The sequence below is a fragment of the Streptomyces sp. Z423-1 genome (genome assembly GCF_013009255.1).
GTDB lineage: Bacteria > Actinomycetota > Actinomycetes > Streptomycetales > Streptomycetaceae > Streptomyces > Streptomyces gossypiisoli.
In genome coordinates this window covers 5856573-5878268 of the sequence record NZ_CP053109.1, presented here as the reverse complement: position 1 = coordinate 5878268, position 21696 = coordinate 5856573, and the positions used below count along the sequence as shown (strand labels likewise).

Annotated in this window: 26 protein-coding genes, 1 pseudogene and 1 riboswitch; of the genes and pseudogenes, 13 read left to right on the top strand and 14 right to left on the bottom strand. The window is 69.7% G+C overall.

Annotation, left to right across the window (positions count from 1 at the left end; genetic code table 11):
• Positions 1 to 10 precede the first annotated feature (10 nt).
• Positions 11 to 829 (bottom strand): hypothetical protein, encoded by an 819-nt coding sequence (locus tag HJD23_RS26345; RefSeq protein ID WP_171114084.1) that lies wholly within the window; start codon positions 827 to 829, stop codon positions 11 to 13.
• 211 nt (positions 830 to 1040) lie between these two features.
• Here HJD23_RS26345 and HJD23_RS26340 point away from each other — a divergent pair, with 211 nt between their 5' ends.
• The 6 genes and pseudogenes from HJD23_RS26340 (at position 1041) to HJD23_RS26315 (ending at position 4193) form a co-directional block, all read left to right on the top strand.
• On the top strand, positions 1041 to 1457 hold the full coding sequence (locus HJD23_RS26340; RefSeq protein WP_171114085.1) for a cytidine deaminase: 417 nt from the start codon (positions 1041 to 1043) through the stop codon (positions 1455 to 1457).
• 251 nt (positions 1458 to 1708) lie between these two features.
• The gene (locus HJD23_RS26335) at positions 1709 to 2146 is read left to right on the top strand and encodes a cupin domain-containing protein (protein ID WP_171114086.1); all 438 of its coding nucleotides are present in this window, start codon (positions 1709 to 1711) and stop codon (positions 2144 to 2146) included.
• Positions 2147 to 2181: 35 nt separating this feature from the next.
• A pseudogene (locus HJD23_RS44095) lies at positions 2182 to 2292 on the top strand (VOC family protein); the annotation flags it as partial.
• 83 nt (positions 2293 to 2375) lie between these two features.
• Entirely contained in the window at positions 2376 to 2714 is a 339-nt protein-coding gene (locus HJD23_RS26325; RefSeq protein ID WP_171114087.1) for a hypothetical protein, read from the top strand.
• Between the two features lie 508 nt (positions 2715 to 3222).
• Positions 3223 to 3573, top strand: coding sequence for a hypothetical protein (locus HJD23_RS26320; RefSeq protein ID WP_171114088.1), 351 nt, complete (start codon positions 3223 to 3225; stop codon positions 3571 to 3573).
• A gap of 191 nt (positions 3574 to 3764) precedes the next feature.
• Positions 3765 to 4193, top strand: a complete 429-nt coding sequence (locus tag HJD23_RS26315) for a DUF4440 domain-containing protein (RefSeq protein WP_171114089.1) — start codon at positions 3765 to 3767, stop codon at positions 4191 to 4193.
• Between the two features lie 51 nt (positions 4194 to 4244).
• Here the strand turns inward: HJD23_RS26315 and HJD23_RS26310 are convergent, their stop codons facing one another.
• Entirely contained in the window at positions 4245 to 4736 is a 492-nt protein-coding gene (locus HJD23_RS26310) for a cupin domain-containing protein (protein ID WP_171114090.1), read from the bottom strand.
• A gap of 178 nt (positions 4737 to 4914) precedes the next feature.
• On the opposite strand from HJD23_RS26310, the gene HJD23_RS26305 reads away from it, so the two are divergent.
• Positions 4915 to 5694 (top strand): SDR family oxidoreductase, encoded by a 780-nt coding sequence (locus tag HJD23_RS26305; RefSeq protein ID WP_171114091.1) that lies wholly within the window; start codon positions 4915 to 4917, stop codon positions 5692 to 5694.
• A gap of 50 nt (positions 5695 to 5744) precedes the next feature.
• On the opposite strand, the gene HJD23_RS26300 is transcribed toward HJD23_RS26305, so the two are convergent.
• Both HJD23_RS26300 and HJD23_RS26295 read right to left on the bottom strand, forming a co-directional pair.
• Positions 5745 to 6182: a DUF2267 domain-containing protein gene (locus HJD23_RS26300; protein ID WP_171118755.1), complete on the bottom strand. Its 438-nt coding sequence runs from the start codon at positions 6180 to 6182 to the stop codon at positions 5745 to 5747.
• A 148-nt stretch (positions 6183 to 6330) separates the two neighbouring features.
• The gene (locus tag HJD23_RS26295) at positions 6331 to 6750 is read right to left on the bottom strand and encodes an Hsp20/alpha crystallin family protein (RefSeq protein WP_171118757.1); all 420 of its coding nucleotides are present in this window, start codon (positions 6748 to 6750) and stop codon (positions 6331 to 6333) included.
• Between the two features lie 161 nt (positions 6751 to 6911).
• Between HJD23_RS26295 and HJD23_RS26290 the strand changes: the two genes are divergently transcribed.
• Positions 6912 to 7214, top strand: a complete 303-nt coding sequence (locus HJD23_RS26290; RefSeq protein ID WP_171114092.1) for a hypothetical protein — start codon at positions 6912 to 6914, stop codon at positions 7212 to 7214.
• 72 nt (positions 7215 to 7286) lie between these two features.
• Here HJD23_RS26290 and HJD23_RS26285 read toward each other — a convergent pair whose 3' ends face one another.
• A complete protein-coding gene (locus HJD23_RS26285; protein ID WP_171114093.1) occupies positions 7287 to 8234 on the bottom strand; it encodes a helix-turn-helix domain-containing protein in 948 nt (315 codons plus the stop codon).
• Positions 8235 to 8388: 154 nt separating this feature from the next.
• Between HJD23_RS26285 and HJD23_RS26280 the strand changes: the two genes are divergently transcribed.
• Entirely contained in the window at positions 8389 to 8838 is a 450-nt protein-coding gene (locus tag HJD23_RS26280; RefSeq protein WP_171114094.1) for a hypothetical protein, read from the top strand.
• Positions 8839 to 8841: 3 nt separating this feature from the next.
• Here the strand turns inward: HJD23_RS26280 and HJD23_RS26275 are convergent, their stop codons facing one another.
• Positions 8842 to 9213 carry a VOC family protein gene (locus HJD23_RS26275; protein WP_171114095.1) on the bottom strand — a complete coding sequence of 124 codons (372 nt, stop codon included), beginning with the start codon at positions 9211 to 9213 and terminating at the stop codon, positions 8842 to 8844.
• Positions 9214 to 9395: 182 nt separating this feature from the next.
• Here HJD23_RS26275 and HJD23_RS26270 point away from each other — a divergent pair, with 182 nt between their 5' ends.
• Complete coding sequence (locus HJD23_RS26270; protein ID WP_171118758.1) at positions 9396 to 10877, top strand: alginate lyase family protein; 1482 nt, start codon at positions 9396 to 9398, stop codon at positions 10875 to 10877.
• An 85-nt stretch (positions 10878 to 10962) separates the two neighbouring features.
• On the opposite strand, the gene HJD23_RS26265 is transcribed toward HJD23_RS26270, so the two are convergent.
• On the bottom strand, positions 10963 to 12354 hold the full coding sequence (locus tag HJD23_RS26265) for a DUF445 domain-containing protein (RefSeq protein ID WP_171114096.1): 1392 nt from the start codon (positions 12352 to 12354) through the stop codon (positions 10963 to 10965).
• Between the two features lie 183 nt (positions 12355 to 12537).
• Here HJD23_RS26265 and HJD23_RS26260 point away from each other — a divergent pair, with 183 nt between their 5' ends.
• A complete protein-coding gene (locus HJD23_RS26260; protein WP_171114097.1) occupies positions 12538 to 13902 on the top strand; it encodes an SGNH/GDSL hydrolase family protein in 1365 nt (454 codons plus the stop codon).
• Positions 13903 to 13975: 73 nt separating this feature from the next.
• On the opposite strand, the gene HJD23_RS26255 is transcribed toward HJD23_RS26260, so the two are convergent.
• The 4 genes from HJD23_RS26255 to HJD23_RS26240 are packed head-to-tail and all read right to left on the bottom strand — an operon-like array spanning position 13976 to position 17358.
• Positions 13976 to 14704: a DUF1707 domain-containing protein gene (locus HJD23_RS26255; RefSeq protein WP_171114098.1), complete on the bottom strand. Its 729-nt coding sequence runs from the start codon at positions 14702 to 14704 to the stop codon at positions 13976 to 13978.
• Positions 14705 to 14737: 33 nt separating this feature from the next.
• The gene (locus HJD23_RS26250; protein ID WP_171114099.1) at positions 14738 to 15715 is read right to left on the bottom strand and encodes an ABC transporter ATP-binding protein; all 978 of its coding nucleotides are present in this window, start codon (positions 15713 to 15715) and stop codon (positions 14738 to 14740) included.
• 10 nt (positions 15716 to 15725) lie between these two features.
• Positions 15726 to 16565, bottom strand: a complete 840-nt coding sequence (locus HJD23_RS26245) for an ABC transporter permease (RefSeq protein WP_240980814.1) — start codon at positions 16563 to 16565, stop codon at positions 15726 to 15728.
• Positions 16558 to 17358, bottom strand: a complete 801-nt coding sequence (locus HJD23_RS26240; protein WP_171114100.1) for an ABC-2 family transporter protein — start codon at positions 17356 to 17358, stop codon at positions 16558 to 16560. Before HJD23_RS26240 ends, HJD23_RS26245 begins: the two co-directional genes overlap by 8 nt.
• A 186-nt stretch (positions 17359 to 17544) precedes the next feature.
• Between HJD23_RS26240 and HJD23_RS26235 the strand changes: the two genes are divergently transcribed.
• A complete protein-coding gene (locus HJD23_RS26235) occupies positions 17545 to 19908 on the top strand; it encodes a transglycosylase domain-containing protein (RefSeq protein WP_171114101.1) in 2364 nt (787 codons plus the stop codon).
• A gap of 7 nt (positions 19909 to 19915) precedes the next feature.
• On the opposite strand, the gene HJD23_RS26230 is transcribed toward HJD23_RS26235, so the two are convergent.
• The 3 genes from HJD23_RS26230 to HJD23_RS26220 all read right to left on the bottom strand — a co-directional run bounded on the left by HJD23_RS26230 (position 19916) and on the right by HJD23_RS26220 (position 21121).
• Positions 19916 to 20236 (bottom strand): SMR family transporter, encoded by a 321-nt coding sequence (locus tag HJD23_RS26230; protein ID WP_141314984.1) that lies wholly within the window; start codon positions 20234 to 20236, stop codon positions 19916 to 19918.
• Positions 20237 to 20271: 35 nt separating this feature from the next.
• Positions 20272 to 20334, bottom strand: a riboswitch (guanidine-III (ykkC-III) riboswitch).
• Positions 20335 to 20391: 57 nt separating this feature from the next.
• Positions 20392 to 20748 carry a co-chaperone GroES gene (locus HJD23_RS26225; protein ID WP_141314982.1) on the bottom strand — a complete coding sequence of 119 codons (357 nt, stop codon included), beginning with the start codon at positions 20746 to 20748 and terminating at the stop codon, positions 20392 to 20394.
• 43 nt (positions 20749 to 20791) lie between these two features.
• The gene (locus HJD23_RS26220; protein WP_171114102.1) at positions 20792 to 21121 is read right to left on the bottom strand and encodes a DUF3618 domain-containing protein; all 330 of its coding nucleotides are present in this window, start codon (positions 21119 to 21121) and stop codon (positions 20792 to 20794) included.
• A gap of 94 nt (positions 21122 to 21215) precedes the next feature.
• On the opposite strand from HJD23_RS26220, the gene bcp reads away from it, so the two are divergent.
• On the top strand, positions 21216 to 21683 hold the full coding sequence (gene bcp, locus HJD23_RS26215) for a thioredoxin-dependent thiol peroxidase (RefSeq protein WP_171114103.1): 468 nt from the start codon (positions 21216 to 21218) through the stop codon (positions 21681 to 21683).
• The last annotated feature ends 13 nt before the right edge of the window (positions 21684 to 21696 follow it).

The following is a 21696-nucleotide window of genomic DNA, read 5'->3' as shown; positions in this document are numbered from 1 at the left end:
AGACCCTGGATCAAGCGATGTCCTCCGGGACTTCGATCCGCTCCTTGAACTCGCCCCGGTTCGTTTCCTTCACCTCCTGTGTGTATGTGATGTTGCCGCTCGGCAGGCGGACGGTGAAGCGGAACCAGTGCGTCAGGATGCGGTGCGTCGCGGAGTCCAGGACCAGTTCCTCCTCCAGCCTGACAAGCGTGAGTTGGTCCTCGCTCACACGGACACCCGCCTCGCGCAGTCGGTCCAGGGCCGGTTCCACTTCCCGCCGGGCCTTCGCCGCCCACGGACGGTCCGGTGCGTCGGTGAGTTTCCTCGACGCGACGTCGGCCTTGAGGCTGACCTGGTGGCCGTACGCGCTCTTCGTCAGCGTGACGTCAACGCCGTCCGTCTTCTTCACGTAGCCCCTGAAATCGGCGAGGGCGGCCACCGGGTCCTCGACTTTGTTCGCTATCCCCGGGTCGGTCGCGGACGCCTGCGTCCACTCCGCCGATCCCTCCCTGCTGAGGTAGGCCGTGTTGCCGAACACGAACAGCTCTTCGCCACGCGTGTCCTCGCCGGTGCTCACATTCCCCAGTACGTGCAGCGCCAGGGGGTCCGGGGTGCGCTCCATCATGGCCGAGTACATGGCCTCGCTCTGCTGCTCCGCTTGCGTCAACTTCTCCTGCCCCCGCACTTGGAACCTCCACCCTGGGCCGGCAGTCATCGCCTCTTCCGCCAGGTCGAGGTGGTCCTCCAGAGTCTCCAACGCCATGGGACCCGGCTCCTCGACGGTGCAGGCGGCCAGGGGCAGGGAGAGCATCAGGCCCAGGAGAGCGGCCAGTCCGGAACGTGCCTTCATATGCTCTTCTCCTCCAGGGGCTTCTCGGGCTACTGCCGGAGACTACGACGCATGGCGGCGCGATGGGTTGCAAGCGGCGTGGCCGATCAGGTGCGGGGCGGTACGGGTGTTGCCGCACCGTGTCCCGCGCTCGGCCTCCACGGCGGCGTCGCGTCCATCTCGCCGGCTTCAAGTGGCCCATGGCCGCCGGTTCTTGTGAGAGGGCAAGAAGATGACCACGCAGACCGACCCTGTCGACCACCAACTCGTCCGGGCGGCGGCACACGTCGCTGCCACACGCTGCCGGGGCGACAACCACACCATGGCCGCTGCGGCCCGCGCCCGGGACGGCCGGATCGTCACCGCGGTGAACGCCTATCACTTCACCGGAGGCCCCTGCGCAGAGCTGGTCCTGATCGGTACCGCTGCCGCCCAGGGTGCCTATGACCTCGACACCATCGTCGCCGTGGGTGACCGCGACCGAGGTGTCGTGCCCCCATGCGGCCGCTGCCGTCAGGTCCTTCTCGACTACTTCCCGGCCCTCAAGGTCATCGTCGGGACAAACGACCGCCTTCGGATGGTGCCCGTCACCGACCTGCTTCCGGAGAGCTACATCTGGGCGGATCACCAGGTGATCGACGTTGGTTGATCAAAGGCGCTTGCTTTGCAGATACCTGCCGATGACATGGTGCGATGCGGTCTCGATGCCGTCGGCTCCCGGATTGTGGCGACCGCCGAGGGGAGGCAGGGTGGTCTCGAGACCGTCATCGCGAAACGAGTTGTGTGAGCCGGGAACCGGCGAACTTGGTCACCGCCGAACGAGTGGGTCGGTACACGGTCCGGAATGCGGTGGCCGACGGAAGATGGTCCATTCCGGGCAGGCTTACGGAGGTGTGGTGCATGTCAGAGAAGAACCCGGATCACGGGACCGCCCGCGAGGGCCTACTGCCGTCCGAAGTCCAGTTGCTGCAGGATGTCACTCCGCCTTTCTTTCCTGAAGGTGGTTCGGCAATGACAATCCTCGTCGATTGGCCTCCCGGTCACCCCGGACTCCCTCCGCATCGCCACTCGGGCCCGGCATTCGGCTACGTGATGGAGGGCGCGCTCCGGTTCGAGCTCGAGGGTGAGCCGGAGCGTGTGGTCGAGGCCGGTGGGACGTTTTGGGAGCCGGGCGGTGACGTGATCCACTACCAGGACGGCAACGCCCTGTCGGACGCACCGACCAAGTTCCTGGTGACCATGGTGTGCGCGCCGGGTCAGCCGATGCTCACGTTGGTCGACGAGGAGGAGCTGAAGGAACGGGCGCACCTGCGCTCCCCGCGTCCCTCCGAAGGCTGATCCGCGCGATCGGCGGACTGTGTCGGCGGTCAAGCACTGGCATCGTGGGTGAAGAGCGCCTGGCCGCACTTGAGGCCGAGTGCGCACGACTGGTCGCGCTCGGTGCGGTGCGCGTGCGGCTACTGCGTGCCGATGGCGTCAATGAAGTCGGGCGACCGAGCATTCTGCAGTCTGCGGCGCCCTGCGATACTCCCGGTCAGTCAGGTCGCCGGGGCGACGAGGAGGAGGCATGGGCGGGGACGATCCGCATATTCATGTGGAGTCGAAGGTGGTCCAGGGCGGTGCCGCGGTCGGCGTCTGCAATGTGCTGGCATCGACGTTCGATCTGGTCGGTGATCTGCCGAGCCTCGTCACCGCTGGATGCGGGGTGCGGGTGCCGTATGCCATGACCTCGCCGCGGCCGGATCGCGTCACCTGCCTCGCCTGTCGTGAGCACGCGCGGCTTGAGCACCTGCGCTTTGCGGAGCAAGTCGAACGTCTGAGTCGCATGCCTGGGTCGGTCATTGGGCCTGCCGAGGCGAAATTGGCTGTGGAGCGGCATCGTGACCTTGCGGAGAGGTTTATCTGACGCGCAGGGGTGAGCAAATGACCTCGGCTGTGTTGGTCTACCGTTGGCTTCAAGTGGCCCATGGCCGCCCGGTTTTTTGTGAGGGTGGCGGTTCCGGGGCGAGTGTCAAGAGCGCCCTTCGGGCGTCGGCTTCGCCGATTTCACTCTTGACACTCGCCCCTCCACCGCGGTGTGCAGTGATGGCCGGGCGGCCCAGGGGCGGGGCGGTGGGGACGGTGGGTGGGGTGTTCGGCTCGTGGCCGTGTGGCGGGTGTGGGGTGGGTGGGGCGCGCTGTCGGTTCTGGGTGCGCCGGGGTGGTTCGGCGGGTGAGGGGGAGGGATTGTGGTGGCTCGGGCGGTGGTGGGGACGTGGGCGTGTCGGGGTCCCTGCTGGCTGTCGGCGGTGGTTCCGCGTGTTCGGTCCGGTTGCCAACCGGCTTGAGTTCATTGCGGATTGGAGCTGCCGTCGGATGTCCCCCGCGGGCGGCCTGCCCTACGATGGGGGCACGTCTTGCCGCGGAGGGGAATCATGGGCTACCAGGAACGGCGGGTCGCACTGATCGCCAAGCGCGCCGCACCGCACCTGGAGCCCGGCGAGCAGATCCAGACGGGATTCATCGCGCAGACCGGTTCGTGGATCACCGCGCGGGTGTGGACGTTCGTGGCCACTGACCGCGCAATCCTGATCGTGGGCAAGAAGGGCGTGCAGCGCCTCCCCCGCGACCTCCGCTTCGGCGAGCCGACCGGGATGTACCACGAGATCGAGTTCGACCGCACGTACAAGGTGCACCGGCAGTACTACTCGGAGATCACCGCCGCCGACGAGGCACTGCGCGACATGCAGGCCCGCGGCGACTCGCCGGAGAGCGAGCAGCGCTGAGCCTGGTTCGCCAAGCGCCTCTGGACGCAGGGGGACGTCTGGTGAGTGACGGTTGATTGTGCCTGCGCAACGCGCTTGCTAATCAAGTTTTATTAGTGCGGCAGGGGGTATACGGTTCCCCGCGCGACCAGCTAGACAAGTTTGACTAGCCTGTCCCTCGTCCGACTCCGTCCCCTCCCGAAGGAGCCCGCATGACCGTCCTGCCCGACACCGGATACACCCCGACCCCCGAAGACCGCGCAAGCCTCGACGCCTGGTTCGCGGACTACGACGCCGCGAGCGGCAAGCGTGACGTCGAGCGCATGGCGGAGATGGCCGTGTTTCCGCTCAACCTCGTGAGCGACGATTCCGCGGGCAACGGTCGGTCGGCACAGTGGGACCGGGAGCAGTTCGTCGCGACCATGACCCATGTGATGGGCGAGGGGAGTCAGGACATCACCTTCGAGTCCACCCGGACCCCGGTCTTCCTGACCTCCTCCATGGCCGTGGTCTTCACGGACTCGACCATGACCGTGGACGGCCACTCCCAGCAGCTCCGGTACGCCGACATCCTGCTCAAGCGGGACGGGAAGTGGGCCTTCCAGACGATGATCCAGGGCGGGTGGGGAGACAACCTGTAGTGCCGGACTCGGTCCTTGTTGGCGAGTGACCTGCCTGCAGGGCTGGTTGAGCTACTCGCCGACGACCTGTAGGCCGTATGCCGCCTTGAGGTCGGGAATCCAGTCGTCGAAGAAGCGGATGCCGTGCGGTTCGCCGAGGTGGTTCAGTTCGTCGAGCGTTACCGGTCCTTGTCGCAGCCGGTCTGCGAAGTCCCGGAAGAAGAGTTCGAATCCACCCGGCGTGTACAGCTCGGTGATGCGTGCCGGCTCGTCCCCCGCGTTCCACATGGTGTGGGGGATCCGGCGAGGTTTCAGTACCCAGCAACCGGGGGTCGCCCTGACGACCTCCTCGCCGACCCGGGCGTGCATTTCGCCCTCGTGTACGTGGAGCCAGACGTCGTTCTGGTGGATGTGCGGGGGGAGCAGCAGGCCGGGCTCGAAGAGCTGCTCGATGATCGAGACGGCGCCGTTGGTCTCCTCGCCGTACAGCTTGATGAGGACGCCGTCGACGTCGTCGCCCTCGTCCCTGGCGATCAGTGTCTTGCCCTTGACGCGTCCACTCATAGCGCACCTCGCCATTCCCGACCACAGCGGCGCCGCACTTCCACCGTCACACAGCGGCCGTACCCTCCGCCACCGCCGGGATCGAACATCCGAACATGCGATCTCGTCGGCTCGCGCGGACGATGGAAGCAGAGACAGCGGAGACAGTGCTCCATCCGCACGACCACTTCCGATGCCCATGTTGCTCACAGACAAGAACGCCGTGATCTTCGGAGCCGGTGGGTCGATAGGCGGCGCGGTCGCTCGTGCCTTTGCCCGTGAGGGAGCCAAGGTCTTCCTCGCCGGTCGTACCGAGGCCAAGCTCCAGGCCGTGGCCGGGGACATCGCAGCCACGGGAGGAAGGGCCGAGACCAGCCAGGTCGACGCGCTCGACGAACAGTCCGTCAACGACTGCGTCGCCGCGATCGTTAAGGAGACAGGGAGAGTTGACGTCTCGTTCAACGCCATCGGACTGGACGAAGTGCAGGGCACCCCGCTCATCGAGATGTCCTACGACGACTTCGCCCGCCCCATCACCATCGCTACCAGAACGCAGTTCCTGACCGCGAAGGCGGTCGCACCGCACATGATCGAGGCCGGGTCGGGGGTGATCATGATGATCACGGCGTCGCCGTCCCGGATCCCCTTCCCCCTCGTCGGCGGCTTCGGCGTCACCTGTGCCGCGTTGGAGGGCTTGTCCCGCACTCTGGCGGCCGAACTCGGGCCCAGCGGTGTGCGCGTCATCTGTCTGCGCTCGGCCGGATCGGTGGAGTCGATCGAGGAAGTGCTGGACAAGCACGCCACCGGCACCGGGATGACGCGTGACGAGTTCATCGCCGGTCTCACGGACATGACGCTGCTCAAACGGCTGCCCTCGCTCGACGACGTCGGCAGCGTCGCGGCGCTCATGGCGTCCGATCTCGCCGCCGCCATGACCGGGGCGGTCCCCAATGTGACCTGCGGTCAGGTGGTCGACTGACGGCCACCGCCGGCCCGGCGGAGGGGAGGGCGGCGGCCGTCGCATCCGCGTTACGACGTCGGGTTCAGGTCCGCCCGGCCGAACAGCAGGGCGTAGCCCGAGGGGAGTTGGGCGAGGGTCCGGGCGATCAGGTCGTCACCCACCAGCTTCGGGAGGGCGCTGAGGACCGAACTGACGTCCCAGCGGGCCGTCGCCGGGGTGGCGCCCTCTATGCGGGTGGCCACCGAGTCGACGAATTCCGGGGCCGTCAGGGGACGGGTGGCCGGGATCTGGGAGGCGACGACCCTTGCCGCTTCCTCGGGGAGGGCTTGGGCCAGGGCCACTCGTTCGTCGCCCGTGACGTGGCCGCCGAGGGCGGAGAGGACGATGCGGGTGATGCGTTCCGCTTCCGCTCTCGTCGGGTACTGGCCCGCTTCCTGTACGGCCGTGATCAGGTCCGCCCAGGTCGCGGGCGTCGTCGTCAGAGGTGACGTGGTCGGGGTGGGCATCGTCGGCGCGGTCATCGTGCGGCTCCTCCTCCGTATCCGTAGTCCGTAATCCGTCGTCCGTCGTCCGTCGTCCGTATCCGTAGGGCAAGGGGACGCGCCCCGCAGGCGGCGTGCTGGCCTGCGGGACGCTTCTCGTCTGCTGCTGAGCTCAGCCGCTGAGCTGCTTGCGGCTGTCGCCGCCGGTGATCTGGATGCGGCGCGGCTTGGCCGCCTCCGCCACGGGGACGCGCAGCGTGAGGACGCCCGCCTCGTACGAGGCGTCGATGCGGTCCGTGTCGAGGGTGTCGCCGAGGAAGAGCTGACGGGTGAAGGTGCCCGTGGGGCGTTCGGCGGCGATCATCTCCGCGCCCTCGGGGGCGGGGCTGCGGCGCTCGGCGCGGACGTTCAGGACGTTGCGTTCGACGTCCAGCTCGATCGTCTCGGGGTCGATGCCGGGGAGGTCGAAGTGGACGACGAAGTCGTCCCCGGACCGGTAGGCGTCCATCGGCATCGCGGCCGGGCGGGTGGGGCCGAAGACCTGCTGCGCGAGCCGGTCGAGTTCGTGGAACGGGTCGGTGCGCATGAGCATCACGGGTCACTCCTTTCCAGGGAGGGGATGGGGTGCGATGCCCTACGGCTTCTTATATAACTCCGGGGAGGAAACTTGACAAGATGCGACTCAGGTTCGTCGTTCCCGCCCACGTGAGCGTTAGTCTCGGGCCGGATACGGGGTCGCAGGAGGAGGCAAGGATGGCCAGGGTTCCCAGCGCACTCGTCGCCGCGAGCGGGCTCGTCGGTGGGTACGGCGTCGCCCGCTGGACCAAGAAGCGGCAGCTCGGCGGGGTCGTGCTGGCCGTCGCGGGCGCCGCGGCCGCCCAGCAGTGGCGGGAGCGGGCCGGTGGGAAGGCCGCCGGGGCGCTGAGCGCCGCGTACGTCGCCGCCTTCGCCGGGTCGCATCCGCTGGCCAAGAAGGTGGGCGCCTGGCCGGCCGTGTTCGGGGTGGCGGGGGCCGTCGCCCTCGTGTCGTGGGCGGTCGCCGATCGGCAGGCGTGAGCTCCGAGGTCACGAGGACGCACACGCCACAACGCCGCAAACGCCACAAACGCCACACGCCGCAAGAGGACTTCACGGCGCCGACCTGAACGCCCTCCGATACCCCTGCGGACTCGTCCCCACCACCCGCCGGAAGCGTTCCCTGAACGCCGTGGGCGAGCCGAACCCGGCCTGGGTCGCGATGCGTTCGACGGGGTACGACGTCGTCTCCAGCAGGTACTGTGCCCGCCGCACCCGCGCCCGGTGCAGCCACTGCAACGGCGTCGTCCCCGTCTGCTCACGGAAGCGCCGGTTGAGCGTACGGGTGCTCATGCCCGCCTCCCCCGCGATGTCGTCCAGCGTCAGGTCCCGGTCGCAGTTGTCCTCCAGCCAGGCCAGCAGGGGCTCCAGCGTCGCGCCCGCCGGGGTCGGGGGCTGGTCGTGGACGATGAACTGGGCCTGCCCGCCCTCCCGTTCCAGCGGCATGACCGACATACGGGCGGCGTGCGCTGCGACCGCCGAGCCGTGGTCCATGCGGATCATGTGCAGGCACATGTCCATCGCCGCGGCGGCGCCCGCCGACGTCAGGAACTGGCCGTTGTCGACGTAGAGGACGTTCGGGTCGACCGTCACCCTCGGGTACCGCCGGGCCAGATCCGGTGCCGCGAACCAGTGGGTCGTGGCGCGCAGGCCGTCCAGCAGGCCCGTCGCCGCGAAGATGAACGCGCCGACGCACACCGACGCGATCCGCGTGCCGTTCGCCGCCGCCGCGCGCAGCGCCTCGGCGACCCCGGGCGGCAACGTCTCCGGCGGGTCCGCGACACCGGGCAGGATGATCGTGTCGGCGTCCGCCAGGGCCTCGATCCCGTACGGCGCCCGCACGGTGAACGCCCCCGCGCTCACCTCCCCCCGCTGCGAGCAGACCCGCACCCGGTAGGCCTCGCGGCCGTCCGGCAGCCGGGCCCAGCCGAAGGCGTCGATCGGGGCGGAGAGGTCGAACGGGATGACGCCGTCCAGCGCCAGTACGGCCACGGTGTGCATGGCGGGATCGTAGGCATACGACGGACTCCCGCCAAGCCGGTTCATCGGTCGATCGCGCCCCGGAGCCCCGTACCAGGCGGCTGGCGAGAATCCGTTGAAGCATGGCATTACCGCCACTTCTGCAAGATCCGCCGCCCGCATAGCGTCAACCCCCGTGACCAAGTTCCTCCTCGCCGTCCACGTCCTCGCCGCGATCGTCGCCATCGGCCCCGTCACCGTCGCCGCGAGCAAGTTCCCGCCCGCCGCACGCCGGGTTCTGGCCGCGCCCGACGACCCGAAGGCCGTCGAGACGGTCCAACTGCTGCACCGCATCTGCCGGGTGTACGCCACTGTCGGCGTCGTCGTGCCCGTGTTCGGGTTCGCCACGGCCGGCGCCATGGGCGTGCTCGGCGATGCCTGGCTGATCGTGTCCATCGTGCTGACCGCCCTCGCCGCGGTCGTCCTCGTCGCGCTCGTACTGCCCAAGCAGGGGGCGCTCGTGGAGGGCGGCGGGACGCGTGAGGCGACCGTGCGACTCGCCATGTTCACCGGCGTGTTCAACCTGCTGTGGGCGGTGGTGACGGTGCTGATGATCGTCCGGCCGGGGTCGACGACCGGCGCCTGAGCGCTATCGGATGTGCTGCGTCCGGTGCGTGAGCACGTTCACCACGCGCCCGTTCGGGTCCCGTACGTAGAAGCGCCGTACGCCCCACTCCTCGTCCCGCAGTTCCCGTACGATCTCCGCGCCCGCCGCCACCACCTGCGCGTACACCGCGTCGACGTCCTCGACCTCCACGCTCATGTCGGGGACGACGGGCGCGGTGCGTTCCTCGGTGATGAAGATGAGCTGGGCGGTGGGGTTGGCGGGCGAGGCGAGGGTCATGACCCAGCCCATGTTCATGACCTCCTCCAGGCCGAGCAGGCCGTAGAAGTCGCGGCTGGCGGTCATCGACTCCTCGGAGTCGGTGTGGATGTCGGGGACGATCCTGCGGACGGTCATCGAAATGCCTCCATCGACGGGCATACGGGCTTACGGGGGCTTACAGGGCCTTCGGACATACGGGCATCCAGTTTTTGTTATCGCCCCACCTTCCCCACGTCTCCTCACCGTCCCCTCCACACGCACGCGACTTACGACGTTGAGGTACGAGGCACGTGACACGACACATCAGCCGCCGCGGCATGCTGAAGGCCACCGGCGTGGCAGCCGGAGCCATCGGTATGGGTACGGCCCTCCAGGCGCCCTCCGCCACCGCCGCGCCCGCCACCGCCGCGCCCGCCGCCGGCGCGGCCTTCGCCCACCCCGGCCTGCTGCACACCCGCGCCGACCTGGACCGTATGGCCGCGAAGGTGAAGGCGGGGGCCGAGCCCTACACCGCCGGGTACGCCAAGCTGGCCGCGAACCGGCATGCGCAGAGCGGCTGGACGGCAAATCCGCAGGCGATCGTCTACCGGGGATCGGGCAGCCCGCAGAACTACAGGACCCTCTACAACGACATCCACGCCGCCTACCAGAACGCCCTGCGCGCCCACGTCTCCGGCGACAGCGCGCACGCCGACACCGCGGTGGCCATCCTCAACGCCTGGTCCGCCGAGCTGACCAGCCTCCGGGGCTCGGCCGACCGGTTCCTCGCCGCGGGTCTGTACGGCTACCAGTTCGCGAACGCGGCCGAACTCGTTCGCGATCACGCCGACTTCGACCTGGCCCGCTTCCAGAAGATGCTGCGGGAGGTCTTCCTGCCGCTCAGCGACGACTTCCTCAAGAATCACAACAACGCCGTCGTCACCAACTACTGGACCAACTGGGACCTGACGGCCATGGCCTGCGTCCTGGCCGTCGGCATCTTCTGCGACGACCGTGCCGTCGTCGACCGGGCCGTCGAGTACTTCAAGCACGGCGAGGGGCTCGGGTCCATCAGGAACGCCATCCCTGTCGTGCACGAGGACGGCCTCGCCGAGTGGCTGGAGGCCGGGCGCGACCAGGGGCACGCGCTGCTCGGGGTCGGGCTCATGGGCACGTTCTGCGAGATGGCCTGGAACCAGGGCATCGACCTGTACGGCTACGACGACAACCGGTTCCTCAAGGGCGCGCAGTACGTGGCCAAGTGGTGCCTCGGTGATGACGTGCCGTACACCGCGAACACCCGGAAGAAGGGAGCGATCGGGGGCTGGTCCGGGACCGAGACCGCGACCGGGGCCGCGGGGGTCGATCCGGCGATGACCCGGCCGATCTGGGCCATGATCGCCAACCACTACACCAAGCGGCGGGGGCTGGACGCCTCGTACGTCACCCGGATCGCCGCGAAGTCCGCGCCGGAGGGCGGGGGCGGGCACTACGGGCCGAACAGCGGCGGCTACGACCAACTGGGCTTCGGCACGCTGGCGTTCACGCGGGACCGGGTGTCCGGGGGTACGTCGTCGTCGCCGGCGCCGACGCCGAGTGCTTCGGCATCCGGCGCGCCCTCACCCGCCGCGCAGCCCGCACAGTCCGCACAGCCCGGGACCCCGAGCGCCGCCGCCTCCGCCTCCGCCACCCCGGACGGCGACCTCGCCGCCACCGGCACCGGCGATGTCGCGGGCTGGATCGCCGCGACCGGCATCACCGCCCTGGCGGGCGGCCTGCTCCTGCTGCGACGCCGAGGGCGTACGGGAGGCGGGGCCTGAGTCCCACCCCGCTCCAGCGCACCGACAGACCCGGGCGGCCGCCTCCGGCATGGAACCGGAGAGGTCACGCCCGCACGGTCCGGGCCTACGCCCCCAGCATGTGGGTGATCGTGTAGATCAGCAGTCCGGCCAGGGAGCCCACCACCGTGCCGTTGATTCGGATGAACTGCAGGTCACGGCCGATGTGCGCCTCGATCTTCTTCATGGTGTGCTCGGCGTCCCAGCTCGCCACGGTGTCGGTGATCAGCAGGGTGATCTCGCTGCGGTACGTCGTCACGACGTGCACCGCCGCGCCCTCGACCCAGCTGTCCACCTTGCCCTGGATCTTCGGTTCGGTGGCCATCCGGGCGCCCAGGGACAGCAGCGAGGCCCGCACACGCAGCCGCAGCTCGCTGCGCTCGTCCTCCGCCGCGGAGACGATCATGGAGCGTACGGCGGTCCAGGCGGAGGCGATCAGGTCCTGGACCTCGCCGCGGCCCAGCACCTCGCCCTTGAGCCGCTCCACCTTGGCGCGCGTCTCGGTGTCGGACTGCAGGTCGGAGGCGAAGTCGGTGAGGAAGCGGTCGAGGGCGCCGCGCGCCGGGTGGGACGGCATGTCCCGCATCTCCGCGCAGAAGCGCAGCAGCTCCTTGTAGACCCGCTCGCCGACCTTCCGGTCGACGAACCGCGGGGTCCAGCCGGGCGCCCCGCCCTGCACGGCGTCCATCACGGAGTCGCTGTGCAGCACCAGCCAGTCGTGCGCGCGGGAGACGATCAGGTCGACGACCCGTTTGTGGCCGCCGTCGGCGACGACCTTATCCAGCATCTTGCCGATGCCGGGCGCGATCTCCTGCACGTTCGCCCGCCGGGTGATCGCCTCACCGACCACCGCCTGTACGTCGGAGTCGCGCAGCACGGTCAGCGCGCCTCTCAGGGCCGTGGCCAGTTCGGCGGTCACCCGGTCGGCGTTCTGCGGTTCGGCCAGCCAGGCGCCGAGGCGACTGCCGATGCCGACGGCGCGCAGCCGCTGCCGTACGACGTCCTCGGAGAGGAAGTTCTCGCCGACGAACTCGCCCAGCGAGACGCCCAGCTGGTCCTTCTTGGTCGGGATGATCGCGGTGTGCGGGATGGGGATGCCGAGCGGGTGGCGGAACAGGGCGGTGACGGCGAACCAGTCGGCCAGCGCGCCGACCATGCCGGCCTCGGCGGCCGCGGCGACATAGCCCGCCCAGGGGCCGGCGCCCGCGTTCGAGGCCCACTTGGCCAGGACGTAGACCACGGCCACGAAGAGCAGCATCCCGGTCGCGGTGAGTTTCATCCGGCGCACCCCGCGCCGCTTCTCCTCGTCGGCGGGGCTGAACGTCGTCATCGCCCGGACGGCGGACACGGGCACGCCACGGGTGCCGACGGTTCGGTTACCGGCCGTGTCCGGCCGGGCATGCTGTTCTATGGCAGCTGCTCCCGTTTCGCCTGCTTGATCCGGTTTCGTACGATCCATCCGCTCCACCCGTTCCCGAGCCTCCACTCCACATTGTCCCTTCCTGACCGACTCCTGGAACGGGACAAGAGTTCCCCGCCCCGGCCAACCTCCCCCACCTCCATGGCCCATCATGGGGTGATGCCGTCGGAGCCCCGGGCTCCACTTCCGCCCGAGACTTCCGCCCGAGGAGAAACGCACCGCATGACCAGGCGTCATCACGCCGGGAGTGTGGGGGTGTCCCCCACCAAGCACAGCGCCTTGCTCGCCGCGATCGTCTCGCTGATCGTGGCCATGTCGGTCGCCATATACGTCTCAGTCGCCTCCGACGACGGCACGGCACAGCGCTCCGTCGCGGGTCCCCGCCCCCCGCACAACTCCGCCGCCCCGGTCTCCACCGGCACCTGGGTCGGCTCCTGGTCGACGGCCCCGTCCGCCGCCGAGCCCGGCACCGAGACGGCCGGGCTGCACGACCGCTCCGTGCGCAACGTCGTCCACACCAGCGTCGGGGGCACGGCCGCCCGGATCACCCTGTCCAACCTCTACGGCCGGCTGCCGCTGACCCTCACGCACGCCACCATCGCCCTCGCCGCCGCCGACGGCAGCGCGGCCGCGCTGCCGCAGACGATGCGGCGGCTGACGTTCAACGGCATCACCACGGCCGTGGTCCCGCCGGGAGGGCAGGTGATGAGCGACGCCGTAAGCATCACGATCCCGTACGACAGCGACGTCCTGATCACCACGTACGCCCCGGCCGAGCCCGGCCCGGTCACCGTGCACGCGCACGTACGGCAGATCTCGTACGCCGCACAGGGCGACCACGCCGACGACGTGACCGGCACGCCGTACACCGAGCAGGTCGAGTCGTGGCGCTATCTGACCGCCCTCGACGTGCTCAGCAAGGAGGCGCACGGCACCCTCGTCGCCTTCGGCGACTCCCTCACCGAGGGCCACTCCTCCACCCTGGGCGCCAACCGGCGCTGGCCCGACGTCCTCGCCGAGCGGCTGCGCGAGGCGGCCGACGCGGGGCAGGACGTGCCCCGGTACGGCGTCGTCAACCAGGGCATCGGCGGCAACCGCATCCTGACCGGCGGCAACGGCCGCCCCGCCGACAACCCCAGCGGCCTGACCCGCTTCGCGCGTGACGCGCTCGGCCGGACCAACGTCAAGGTCGTCGTCATCGACCTCGGCATCAACGACATCCTGCGCAACCCCTCCGTCACCGAGCCCGACCAGATCCTCGACGGTCTGCGCACCCTGGTCGGCCAGGCCCACGGCCGCGGCATCAAGGTCATCGGCGCGACGCTGATGCCCTTCGGCGGCCACCGCGGCTACAGCGCCGACCGGGAGGCGGTACGGCAGGAGGTCAACGCCGAGATCCGGGCCGGGCGGGTCTTCGACGCGGTGGTCGACTTCGACAGGGCGCTGCGGGATCCGTACGACCCGCGCCGGTTCCGCCCGGTCTACGACTCGGGCGACCATCTGCATCCCAACGACCGGGGGTACGAGCGGATGGCACACGAGTTCGACCTGAGCGAACTGAAGGGTTCGGTTCCGGCGCTGCTCTGACCGGCTGTCCGGCGCGACTGCGACCGGCTGCCCGGCGCTGCTCTAACCGGCTGCCCGCCGCGGCCGCAACCGGCTACTCGGTGTCCCTGCGCCGCTGGTCGTGCCCCCAGCCGTGCGTCAGGTCCCCATGCCCCAGCATCCGCCGGTCCGACCCCTCGGCCTCCCGCTTCTCGCGGCGCCGCTGGGCACGCGTCCGCTTGCGCTCCACGCCGACGCCGCCCCAGAAGGCGAACCCCGAGACGATCACCCGCGGGGCGCCCGGGTCACCCGGCACACCGTCCTCGCGGTGGTCGAAGCCGCCCATGATGCCGATGCCGCGGACGACGACCTCGACGCCGGGCGGTACGACGATGTTCACGCCACCCATGATCGCCACGCAGTTGATCTCGACCTCGCGGTCGGCGAAGTACGCCTCGCGCAGATCGATCTCCCCGCCGCCCCAGAACGTGAAGCAGGTGAACCGCTTCGGCACCGTCCAGCGCCCCTTGCGCTGGAAGCCGGACATCACGGCGACGCCCCACGTCGAGGAGCCCTCGCGCCCGGTGATCCGCTCGGCCCAACCGCCCCGCTCGGCGGGCTCCTTGACCATCGAGACCGACGGCGCCGGCGCCCCGTTCCCGGCCGGCAGGTCCCGCGTGATCGGCGCCAGCTCCCCGTACGTGCGTGCCTGGTAGGTCGCGTCCAGCCGCTCCTCGAACTCCGCCATGTCCAGGCGCCCCTCCGCGAGGGCGTCCCGCAGGACCTCGGCGACCCGCTCGCGATCGGCGTCGGAGGCACGCAGTTCCGGGGCATCGTCGGTCATGGACAGCAGCCTACGTTTTCCCGGCAGCCGCCACTATGCGGTTGCCCTCTCCTCGTACATTCGCGCGATCACGGCCTCGATGTCCGGCTCCCGCACCGACAGGTCCACCAGCGGATAGTCCGCCGCGATCCGCGCCACCAGCGGCGCCGCCGACTGCGCCGCCGGGAAGGCCAGCCACTGCCGGGGCCCCTCCACCCGCACCACCCGCGCGGGCGCCGGTGCCTCGATCGGCGGCAGCTCGCGCTCCAGGTCCACGACGAGGGTCCGCTCGCTCTCCCCCGCCTCGTGCAGCCCGGCGAGCGGGCCGTCGTACATCAGGCGCCCGTGGTCGATGACCATCACCCGGGAGCAGAGCTGCTCGATGTCCTGCAGGTCGTGCGTGGTGAGCAGCACCGTCGTGCCGCGCTCGGCGTTGAGGTCGCGCAGGAACTCGCGCACCCTGGCCTTGGAGATGACGTCCAGGCCGATGGTGGGCTCGTCGAGGTACAGCACCTCGGGGTCGTGCAGCAGCGCCGCCGCGATGTCCCCGCGCATCCGCTGGCCGAGGGAGAGCTGCCGTACCGGCACGTCCAACAGGTCGGCGAGCTGCAGCAGTTCCACGCACCGGTCGAGGTTCGCGCGGTAGCGGGCGTCGGGGATGCGGTACATGCGGTGCATCAGCCGGTACGAGTCGATCAGCGGCAGGTCCCACCACAGCGTCGTACGCTGCCCGAACACCACCCCTATGCGATGCGCAAGCCGCGTCCGTTCCCGGGACGGGTCGATGCCCGCGACCCGCAGCCGTCCGCCGCTCGGGGTGAGGATGCCGGTCAGCATCTTGATCGTGGTCGACTTCCCGGCGCCGTTCGGCCCGATGTAGCCGACCATCTCGCCGCGCGCCACGCGGAACGAGATCGAGTCGACGGCCCGCACCTGCCGCCGCTCCCGTTTCAGAAAGCCGGTCTTCTTGCGTACGTCGAAGACCTTCTCGACCCGGTCGAGTTCGATGAAGCCGTCAGCGTCCTCAGTCACCGTCACCGGTCTAACTCCCTGTGCTCCGATAGGTCTTCAGCCCCGCCCGCCACGCCAGCCCGGCCAGCGCGCAGCACGCCACCGCCACCAGCGGCGGCGTGGCCGCCACCCACTGCGGCAGGTCCAGCGGATACGGCCGCCCCAGGATGTAGCTCGCGGGCAGCCAGTTGACGAAGGCCAGCGGCAGGACGAAGGTCACCCCGCGCACCAGTTCCTTGCCGAACACGGTCGGCGGGTACTGCAGCAGCGTCGTACCGCCGTAGGTGAACGCGTTCTGCACCTCGGAGGCGTCCTGCGCCACGAACTGGAAGGCGGCGCCCGCGACGAACACCGCGCAGAAGATCGCCGCCCCGCTGAGCAGCATCACCGGCATCAGCAGCACCTTCAGCGGCGTCCAGTCGATGTCCAGCGTCGCCAGCGCGTAGCCGAGGACCAGCGCGCCCTGGGCGACGCGGCCCAGGCGGCGCAGGCCGAACCGGTCGGCGGCGACCTGTGCGAGCACCGGCGCCGGCCGCACCAGCAGCGTGTCCAGCGTGCCGTCCCGCACCCGGCGCCCCAGCCGGTCCATCGATCCGATCGCCAGGTCGGCGAGTCCGAAGGCGACGCTGCTCAGGCCGTACAGGAAGGCGATCTCGGGCAGTGTGTAGCCGCCGAGCGCGTCCACGCGGGAGAACATCAGCAGGATCGCGACGAAGTCCAGCGCGGTCGCCGCGAAGTTGCCGACGGTGGTCATGACGAAGGAGGCCCGGTAGGCCATGGTGGACTTGATCCACATGGCGACGATCAGGCCGTACGCCCGCAGCCCGTCCGCGACCCGGCCGGCCTGCCGCACGTGACCGATATCACCCACCCTGCACCACCACCCGCCGTGTGGCCGCCGACTGCACCAGCCGCCCCGCCGCCAGCAGCGCCACCGCCCACGCCCCCTGGAAGAGGAACGTGCCGACCGGATCGGCGTGCCCCAGCAGCACGTCCGCCGGCGCCTGGAGCAGCGACGACCACGGCAGGGCCCGTACGACCTCGCCGAGCAGGCCGGGGAAGACGTTCAGCGGCAGCAGCATGCCCGAGCAGAAGGTCCCGGTGATCATCAGCATCTGCGTCACCCCGGTCCCGTCGAGCAGCCAGAACGCGCTCAGCGCCACCAGGTACCGGATCCCGAAGCTGACCACCATCCCGAGCAGTACCGCGACCAGACAGGCACCCCACGTGACCGGATCCGACGGCAGCGCGACGTCGAAGAACAGCGCCCCGAACGCGAAGGGCAGCACCCCGCGCCCCAGCAGCTGGAACAGGGCCCGGCCCAAGTCGCCCGCGAGCCACCACAGTTGAAGGTCGGCGGGGCGGTAGAGGTCGATCGCGACATCACCGGTGCGGATGCGTTCCATCAGCTCGGTCTCGAAACCGCCGCCCCCGATCGCGAGCGTCGACAGCAGCGCCTGCCCCAGCCACACATAGGTGACGGCCTGCGCCTGGTCGTACCCGCCGAGCTGGGGTCTCTCGTCCCACAGGGCGAGGTAGGTGTACACGAGGATCAGCCCGAAGACGGTGTTGGTGAACACCCCGGCGGCCGTGGCCGCCCGATACGTCGCGTACCGTCGGAAACCCCCCACCGCGACGGCCGCGTACAACCGTCCCGTGCCCACACCGAACCACCGTCCCCGACCAGCCCGACACCGAAGCGCAGGAGCCTAGTACGCGGCCGATCCGGACCGCGAGGCATTTTCCGGGCGGACACGTGCCGGGATCCGGGAACGGAACGCGGGGTGCGAGAGTCTTCAGATGGGGGCGCAGATGACATCCGAGGGACGACACAGGAGTCCGTGCACGACATGAGAGACGAGCCGCAGCCGCAGCAGCCGAACCAGGGCGGGCCCGGGGAGGGGAAACCCGGGCGGCCGAGGCGCACCGGCTGGCGCCGGATCATTCCGACCTGGCGCATGATGCTCGGCACCTTCGTCATGGGCGTTCTGCTGCTGATCGGCCTGTTCTTCCTCGGCTACTCCATGGTCAAGATCCCGCCGGCGAACGCGCTGGCGACCAAGCAGAGCAACGTCTATCTGTACGCCGACGGCTCCCAGCTCGCCCGGGACGGCGAGGTCAACCGGGAGAACGTCACCCTCGCCCAGATCTCCAAGGACGCGCAGCACGCCGTACTGGCCGCCGAGGACCGCGACTTCTACACCGAGTCCGCGATCGACCCCAAGGCGATGGTGCGCGCCGCCTGGAACACGGCCACCGGCAAGGGCAAGCAGTCGGGCTCCACGATCACCCAGCAGTACGTCAAGAACTACTACCTGGCCCAGGAGCAGACGGTCACCCGGAAGGTCAAGGAGTTCTTCATCTCGATCAAGCTCGATCAGGAGAAGAGCAAGAACGACATCCTGGAGGGCTACCTCAACACCAGCTACTTCGGCCGCAACGCCTACGGCATCCAGGCCGCCGCCCAGGCCTACTACGGCATGGACGCCACCGAACTGGACGCGGCCCGCGGCGCCTACCTCGCCGCGCTGCTCAACGCGCCCAGCGAGTACGACGTCGTCGCCCACCCGGAGAACAAGCCCGCCGCCGAGGCCCGCTGGAACTACGTCCTGGACGGCATGGTCAAGGAGGGCTGGCTCACCCGGACCGAGCGGGCCGGCCTGAAGTTCCCGGTGCCGAAGGAGGCCACCGTCTCGACCGGCATGTCCGGGCAGCGCGGCTACATCGTCGACGCGGTCAAGCAGTACCTCACCGCCAACGACATCATCGACGCGGAATCCCTCGAAGCGGGCGGCTACCGCATCACCACCACCCTGCAGAAGCCCAAGCAGAACGCCTTCGTCAAGGCCGTCAACGACCAGCTGATGTCCAAGCTGGACAAGAAGAACCGCAAGGTCGACAACTACGTCCGCGCGGGCGGCGCCGCCGTCGACCCCAAGACGGGCAAGGTCGTCGCGATGTACGGCGGCATCGACTACGTCAAGCAGTACACCAACGGCGCGACCCGGCGGGACTTCCAGGTCGGCTCCATCTTCAAGCCGTTCGTGTTCACCGCGGCCGTCGAGAACGACTCGACCACCCAGAACGGCACGCCCATCACCCCCAACACCTACTACGACGGCACCAACAAGCGCCCCGTGCAGGGCTGGAGCGGCGCCTACGCCCCCGAGAACGAGGACCAGGTGTCGTACGGCAACATCACGGTCCGCGAGGCCACCGACAAGTCCGTGAACTCCGTGTACGCGCAGATGGCCGTCGACGTCGGCCCCGACAAGGTCATGCGGACCGCGGTCGACCTCGGCGTGCCCGCCGGCACCCCCGAGCTGGGCCCCTACCCGTCGATCGCGCTCGGCGTGGCCCAGGCGAGCGTCCTGGACATGGCGGAGGCGTACGCCACCCTCGCGAACCACGGCGAGCACGGCACGTACACCCTGGTCGAGAAGATCACCCGGGAGGGCGCCGAGGTGATCGACCTGCCCGAGCGGAAGACCACCCAGGCCGTCAGCCGCGAGGCCGCCGACACCACGACGTCGATCCTGCGCAGCGTCGTCCAGAACGGCACCGCCACCGAAGCGCTGGCCGCCGGCCGTCCGGCGGCCGGCAAGACCGGCACGGCGGAGGAGGACCAGGCGGCCTGGTTCGCGGGCTACACCCCCGACCTGGCCACCGTCGTCGCCGTGATGGGCCAGGACCCGGTCACGGCCGCCCACGAGTCGCTGTACGGCGCGATGGGCCTGGACCGCGTCAACGGCGGCGGACCGCCCGCCAAGATCTGGGCCCAGTTCACCAAGGACGCCCTCGAAGGCACGCCGGTCAGCGACTTCGACCTGCGGCTCCAGGAGGGCGCCGACGTGGTGTTCACGCCCACGGCCCCGCCCGCCGACGACCGGGCCACCGACGCCCCGACCGACGGGGACACGCCCGGCACCGACGGCACCCAGACCCCGGGCGAGGCGCAGGGCGGCACGACCGGCGGGGCCACGACGGGCGACGGCGGTACGACGACGGGGGGCACGCCCACGGACGGCGGGACGCCCACGGACGGGGGCACGACCACCGACGGCGGCACGACGACGGACGGCGGGACGACCACCGACGGGGGCACGACCACCGGCGGCGACACCACCACCGGCGGCACCGAGGGAGGCATCACCGGAGGCGGCACCTCCACGGGCACGACGACCGGGGGCATGCCCGGCTTCCGGCGCCAGTGACCCCGGATCAGTGACCGGAGGTCGCCTTCAGACCCACGACGGCGACCAGCAGCAGACAGACGAAGAAGATCCGGGCGGCGGTGGCCGGCTCCCCCAGTACCACCATGCCGAGCACCGCCGACCCGGCCGCCCCGATCCCGACCCACACGCCGTAGGCGGTACCGATGGGCAGGGACTTCGCGGCGTACGAGAGCAGCAGCATGCTGGCGACGATGCCGGCGCCGGTGAACAGGCTGGGGACGAGCCGGGTGAAACCGTCGGTGTACTTCATCCCGATCGACCAGCCGACTTCGAGCACACCGGCGATGATCAGCAGAACCCAGGCCATGAGAGGCACCTCCGAGAGACAGGCGGACTGACGGGGGTGCGTCGTCTTTGCCTTCAACCCGGTACGGCGCGTCTCGTCGGGTGGTTCTCCACCGTAGCAAAGGGCACACGAAAGGGCTGGTGACGACGGTCACCAGCCCTTCTGTACTGCTTCTCTTACAAGTACAGCCCCGTGGAGTCCTCGGACCCCTCGAACCGGTCCGCGGCCACCGCGTGCAGATCACGCTCGCGCATGAGGACGTACGCGACGCCGCGCACCTCCACCTCGGCACGGTCCTCCGGGTCGTACAGGACCCGGTCGCCCGGCTCCACGGTCCGTACGTTCTGCCCCACCGCGACGACCTCCGCCCACGCCAGCCGACGGCCCACGGCCGCCGTGGCGGGGATCAGGATGCCGCCGCCGGAACGCCGCTCGCCCTCGCTGGTGTCCTGCCGCACGAGCACACGGTCGTGCAGCATCCGGATGGGGAGCTTGTCGGGATGGGTGCTGTGGTCGTTTCTGTTACCGCTCACGCCTTGAACCTACCTGCATTCGAAACATCCGTAGGCCGGTGGGTCAGCGCTTACGGCGCCGGGGGCCCAGCACGAGCAGCCCGACGACACCGACGGCGACGAGTGCGGCGGGCAGCACGCGCGTCATCCGGGGCGCGCCGTTCTCGTCCACGAACTGCGCCTTGACATCGCTCACCACCCGGTTGACCTGAACATAGGCACGCCCGAGGGTGTGATCGACATTCGCCGCGACCTTGGCCCGGGCGTCCCCGACGATCGTCTTCGGGTGCACCCGCACCCCGATCTCGTCGAGCGTCTCGGCCAGCACGTCGCGGCGGCGCCTGATGTCCGCCTCGATCTGCGCCGGGGTTCTGGTGTCCGACGTGTCCGCCACGGTACGGCCTCCGAAGTCTGGTGATGCCTGTTCCGGACAGTCTGTCAGCTCCACGGCCGACCGCACCGCCAGGACCCCCGGTTACGCTTGCCGGATGAGCGATCGACTCCAGCCCGGGGACGTGGCCCCCGCCTTCACCCTGCCCGACGCCGACGGCAACGCGGTGTCCCTCGCGGACCACAAGGGCCGCAAGGTCATCGTCTACTTCTACCCCGCGGCACTGACACCCGGCTGCACCAAGCAGGCCTGCGACTTCACCGACAACCTCGACCTGCTGGCCGGCGCCGGCTACGACGTGATCGGCATCTCACCGGACAAGCCCGAGAAGCTGTCGAAGTTCCGCGACAAGGAGTCCCTGAAGGTCACGCTGCTCGCCGACCCGGAGAAGTCCGTCACCGAGGCTTACGGGGCCTACGGCGAGAAGAAGAACTACGGCAAGACGTACCTGGGCGTCATCCGCTCCACGGTGATCGTGGACGAGGAGGGCAAGGTCGAGCGCGCCCTGTACAACGTGCGGGCGACGGGCCACGTGGCCAAGATCATCAAGGATCTGGGCATCTGAGACCCCTGCCCGG

Coding starts and splice junctions, on each gene's coding strand:
- HJD23_RS26345 (WP_171114084.1), bottom strand. CDS start 829: ATGAAGGCACGTTCCGGACTGGCCGCTCTCCTGGGCCTGATGCTCTCC.
- HJD23_RS26340 (WP_171114085.1), top strand. CDS start 1,041: ATGACCACGCAGACCGACCCTGTCGACCACCAACTCGTCCGGGCGGCG.
- HJD23_RS26335 (WP_171114086.1), top strand. CDS start 1,709: ATGTCAGAGAAGAACCCGGATCACGGGACCGCCCGCGAGGGCCTACTG.
- HJD23_RS26325 (WP_171114087.1), top strand. CDS start 2,376: ATGGGCGGGGACGATCCGCATATTCATGTGGAGTCGAAGGTGGTCCAG.
- HJD23_RS26320 (WP_171114088.1), top strand. CDS start 3,223: ATGGGCTACCAGGAACGGCGGGTCGCACTGATCGCCAAGCGCGCCGCA.
- HJD23_RS26315 (WP_171114089.1), top strand. CDS start 3,765: ATGACCGTCCTGCCCGACACCGGATACACCCCGACCCCCGAAGACCGC.
- HJD23_RS26310 (WP_171114090.1), bottom strand. CDS start 4,736: ATGAGTGGACGCGTCAAGGGCAAGACACTGATCGCCAGGGACGAGGGC.
- HJD23_RS26305 (WP_171114091.1), top strand. CDS start 4,915: ATGTTGCTCACAGACAAGAACGCCGTGATCTTCGGAGCCGGTGGGTCG.
- HJD23_RS26300 (WP_171118755.1), bottom strand. CDS start 6,182: ATGCCCACCCCGACCACGTCACCTCTGACGACGACGCCCGCGACCTGG.
- HJD23_RS26295 (WP_171118757.1), bottom strand. CDS start 6,750: ATGCTCATGCGCACCGACCCGTTCCACGAACTCGACCGGCTCGCGCAG.
- HJD23_RS26290 (WP_171114092.1), top strand. CDS start 6,912: ATGGCCAGGGTTCCCAGCGCACTCGTCGCCGCGAGCGGGCTCGTCGGT.
- HJD23_RS26285 (WP_171114093.1), bottom strand. CDS start 8,234: ATGCACACCGTGGCCGTACTGGCGCTGGACGGCGTCATCCCGTTCGAC.
- HJD23_RS26275 (WP_171114095.1), bottom strand. CDS start 9,213: ATGACCGTCCGCAGGATCGTCCCCGACATCCACACCGACTCCGAGGAG.
- HJD23_RS26270 (WP_171118758.1), top strand. CDS start 9,396: ATGCTGAAGGCCACCGGCGTGGCAGCCGGAGCCATCGGTATGGGTACG.
- HJD23_RS26265 (WP_171114096.1), bottom strand. CDS start 12,354: ATGGATCGTACGAAACCGGATCAAGCAGGCGAAACGGGAGCAGCTGCC.
- HJD23_RS26260 (WP_171114097.1), top strand. CDS start 12,538: ATGACCAGGCGTCATCACGCCGGGAGTGTGGGGGTGTCCCCCACCAAG.
- HJD23_RS26255 (WP_171114098.1), bottom strand. CDS start 14,704: ATGACCGACGATGCCCCGGAACTGCGTGCCTCCGACGCCGATCGCGAG.
- HJD23_RS26235 (WP_171114101.1), top strand. CDS start 17,545: ATGAGAGACGAGCCGCAGCCGCAGCAGCCGAACCAGGGCGGGCCCGGG.
- HJD23_RS26230 (WP_141314984.1), bottom strand. CDS start 20,236: ATGGCCTGGGTTCTGCTGATCATCGCCGGTGTGCTCGAAGTCGGCTGG.
- bcp (WP_171114103.1), top strand. CDS start 21,216: ATGAGCGATCGACTCCAGCCCGGGGACGTGGCCCCCGCCTTCACCCTG.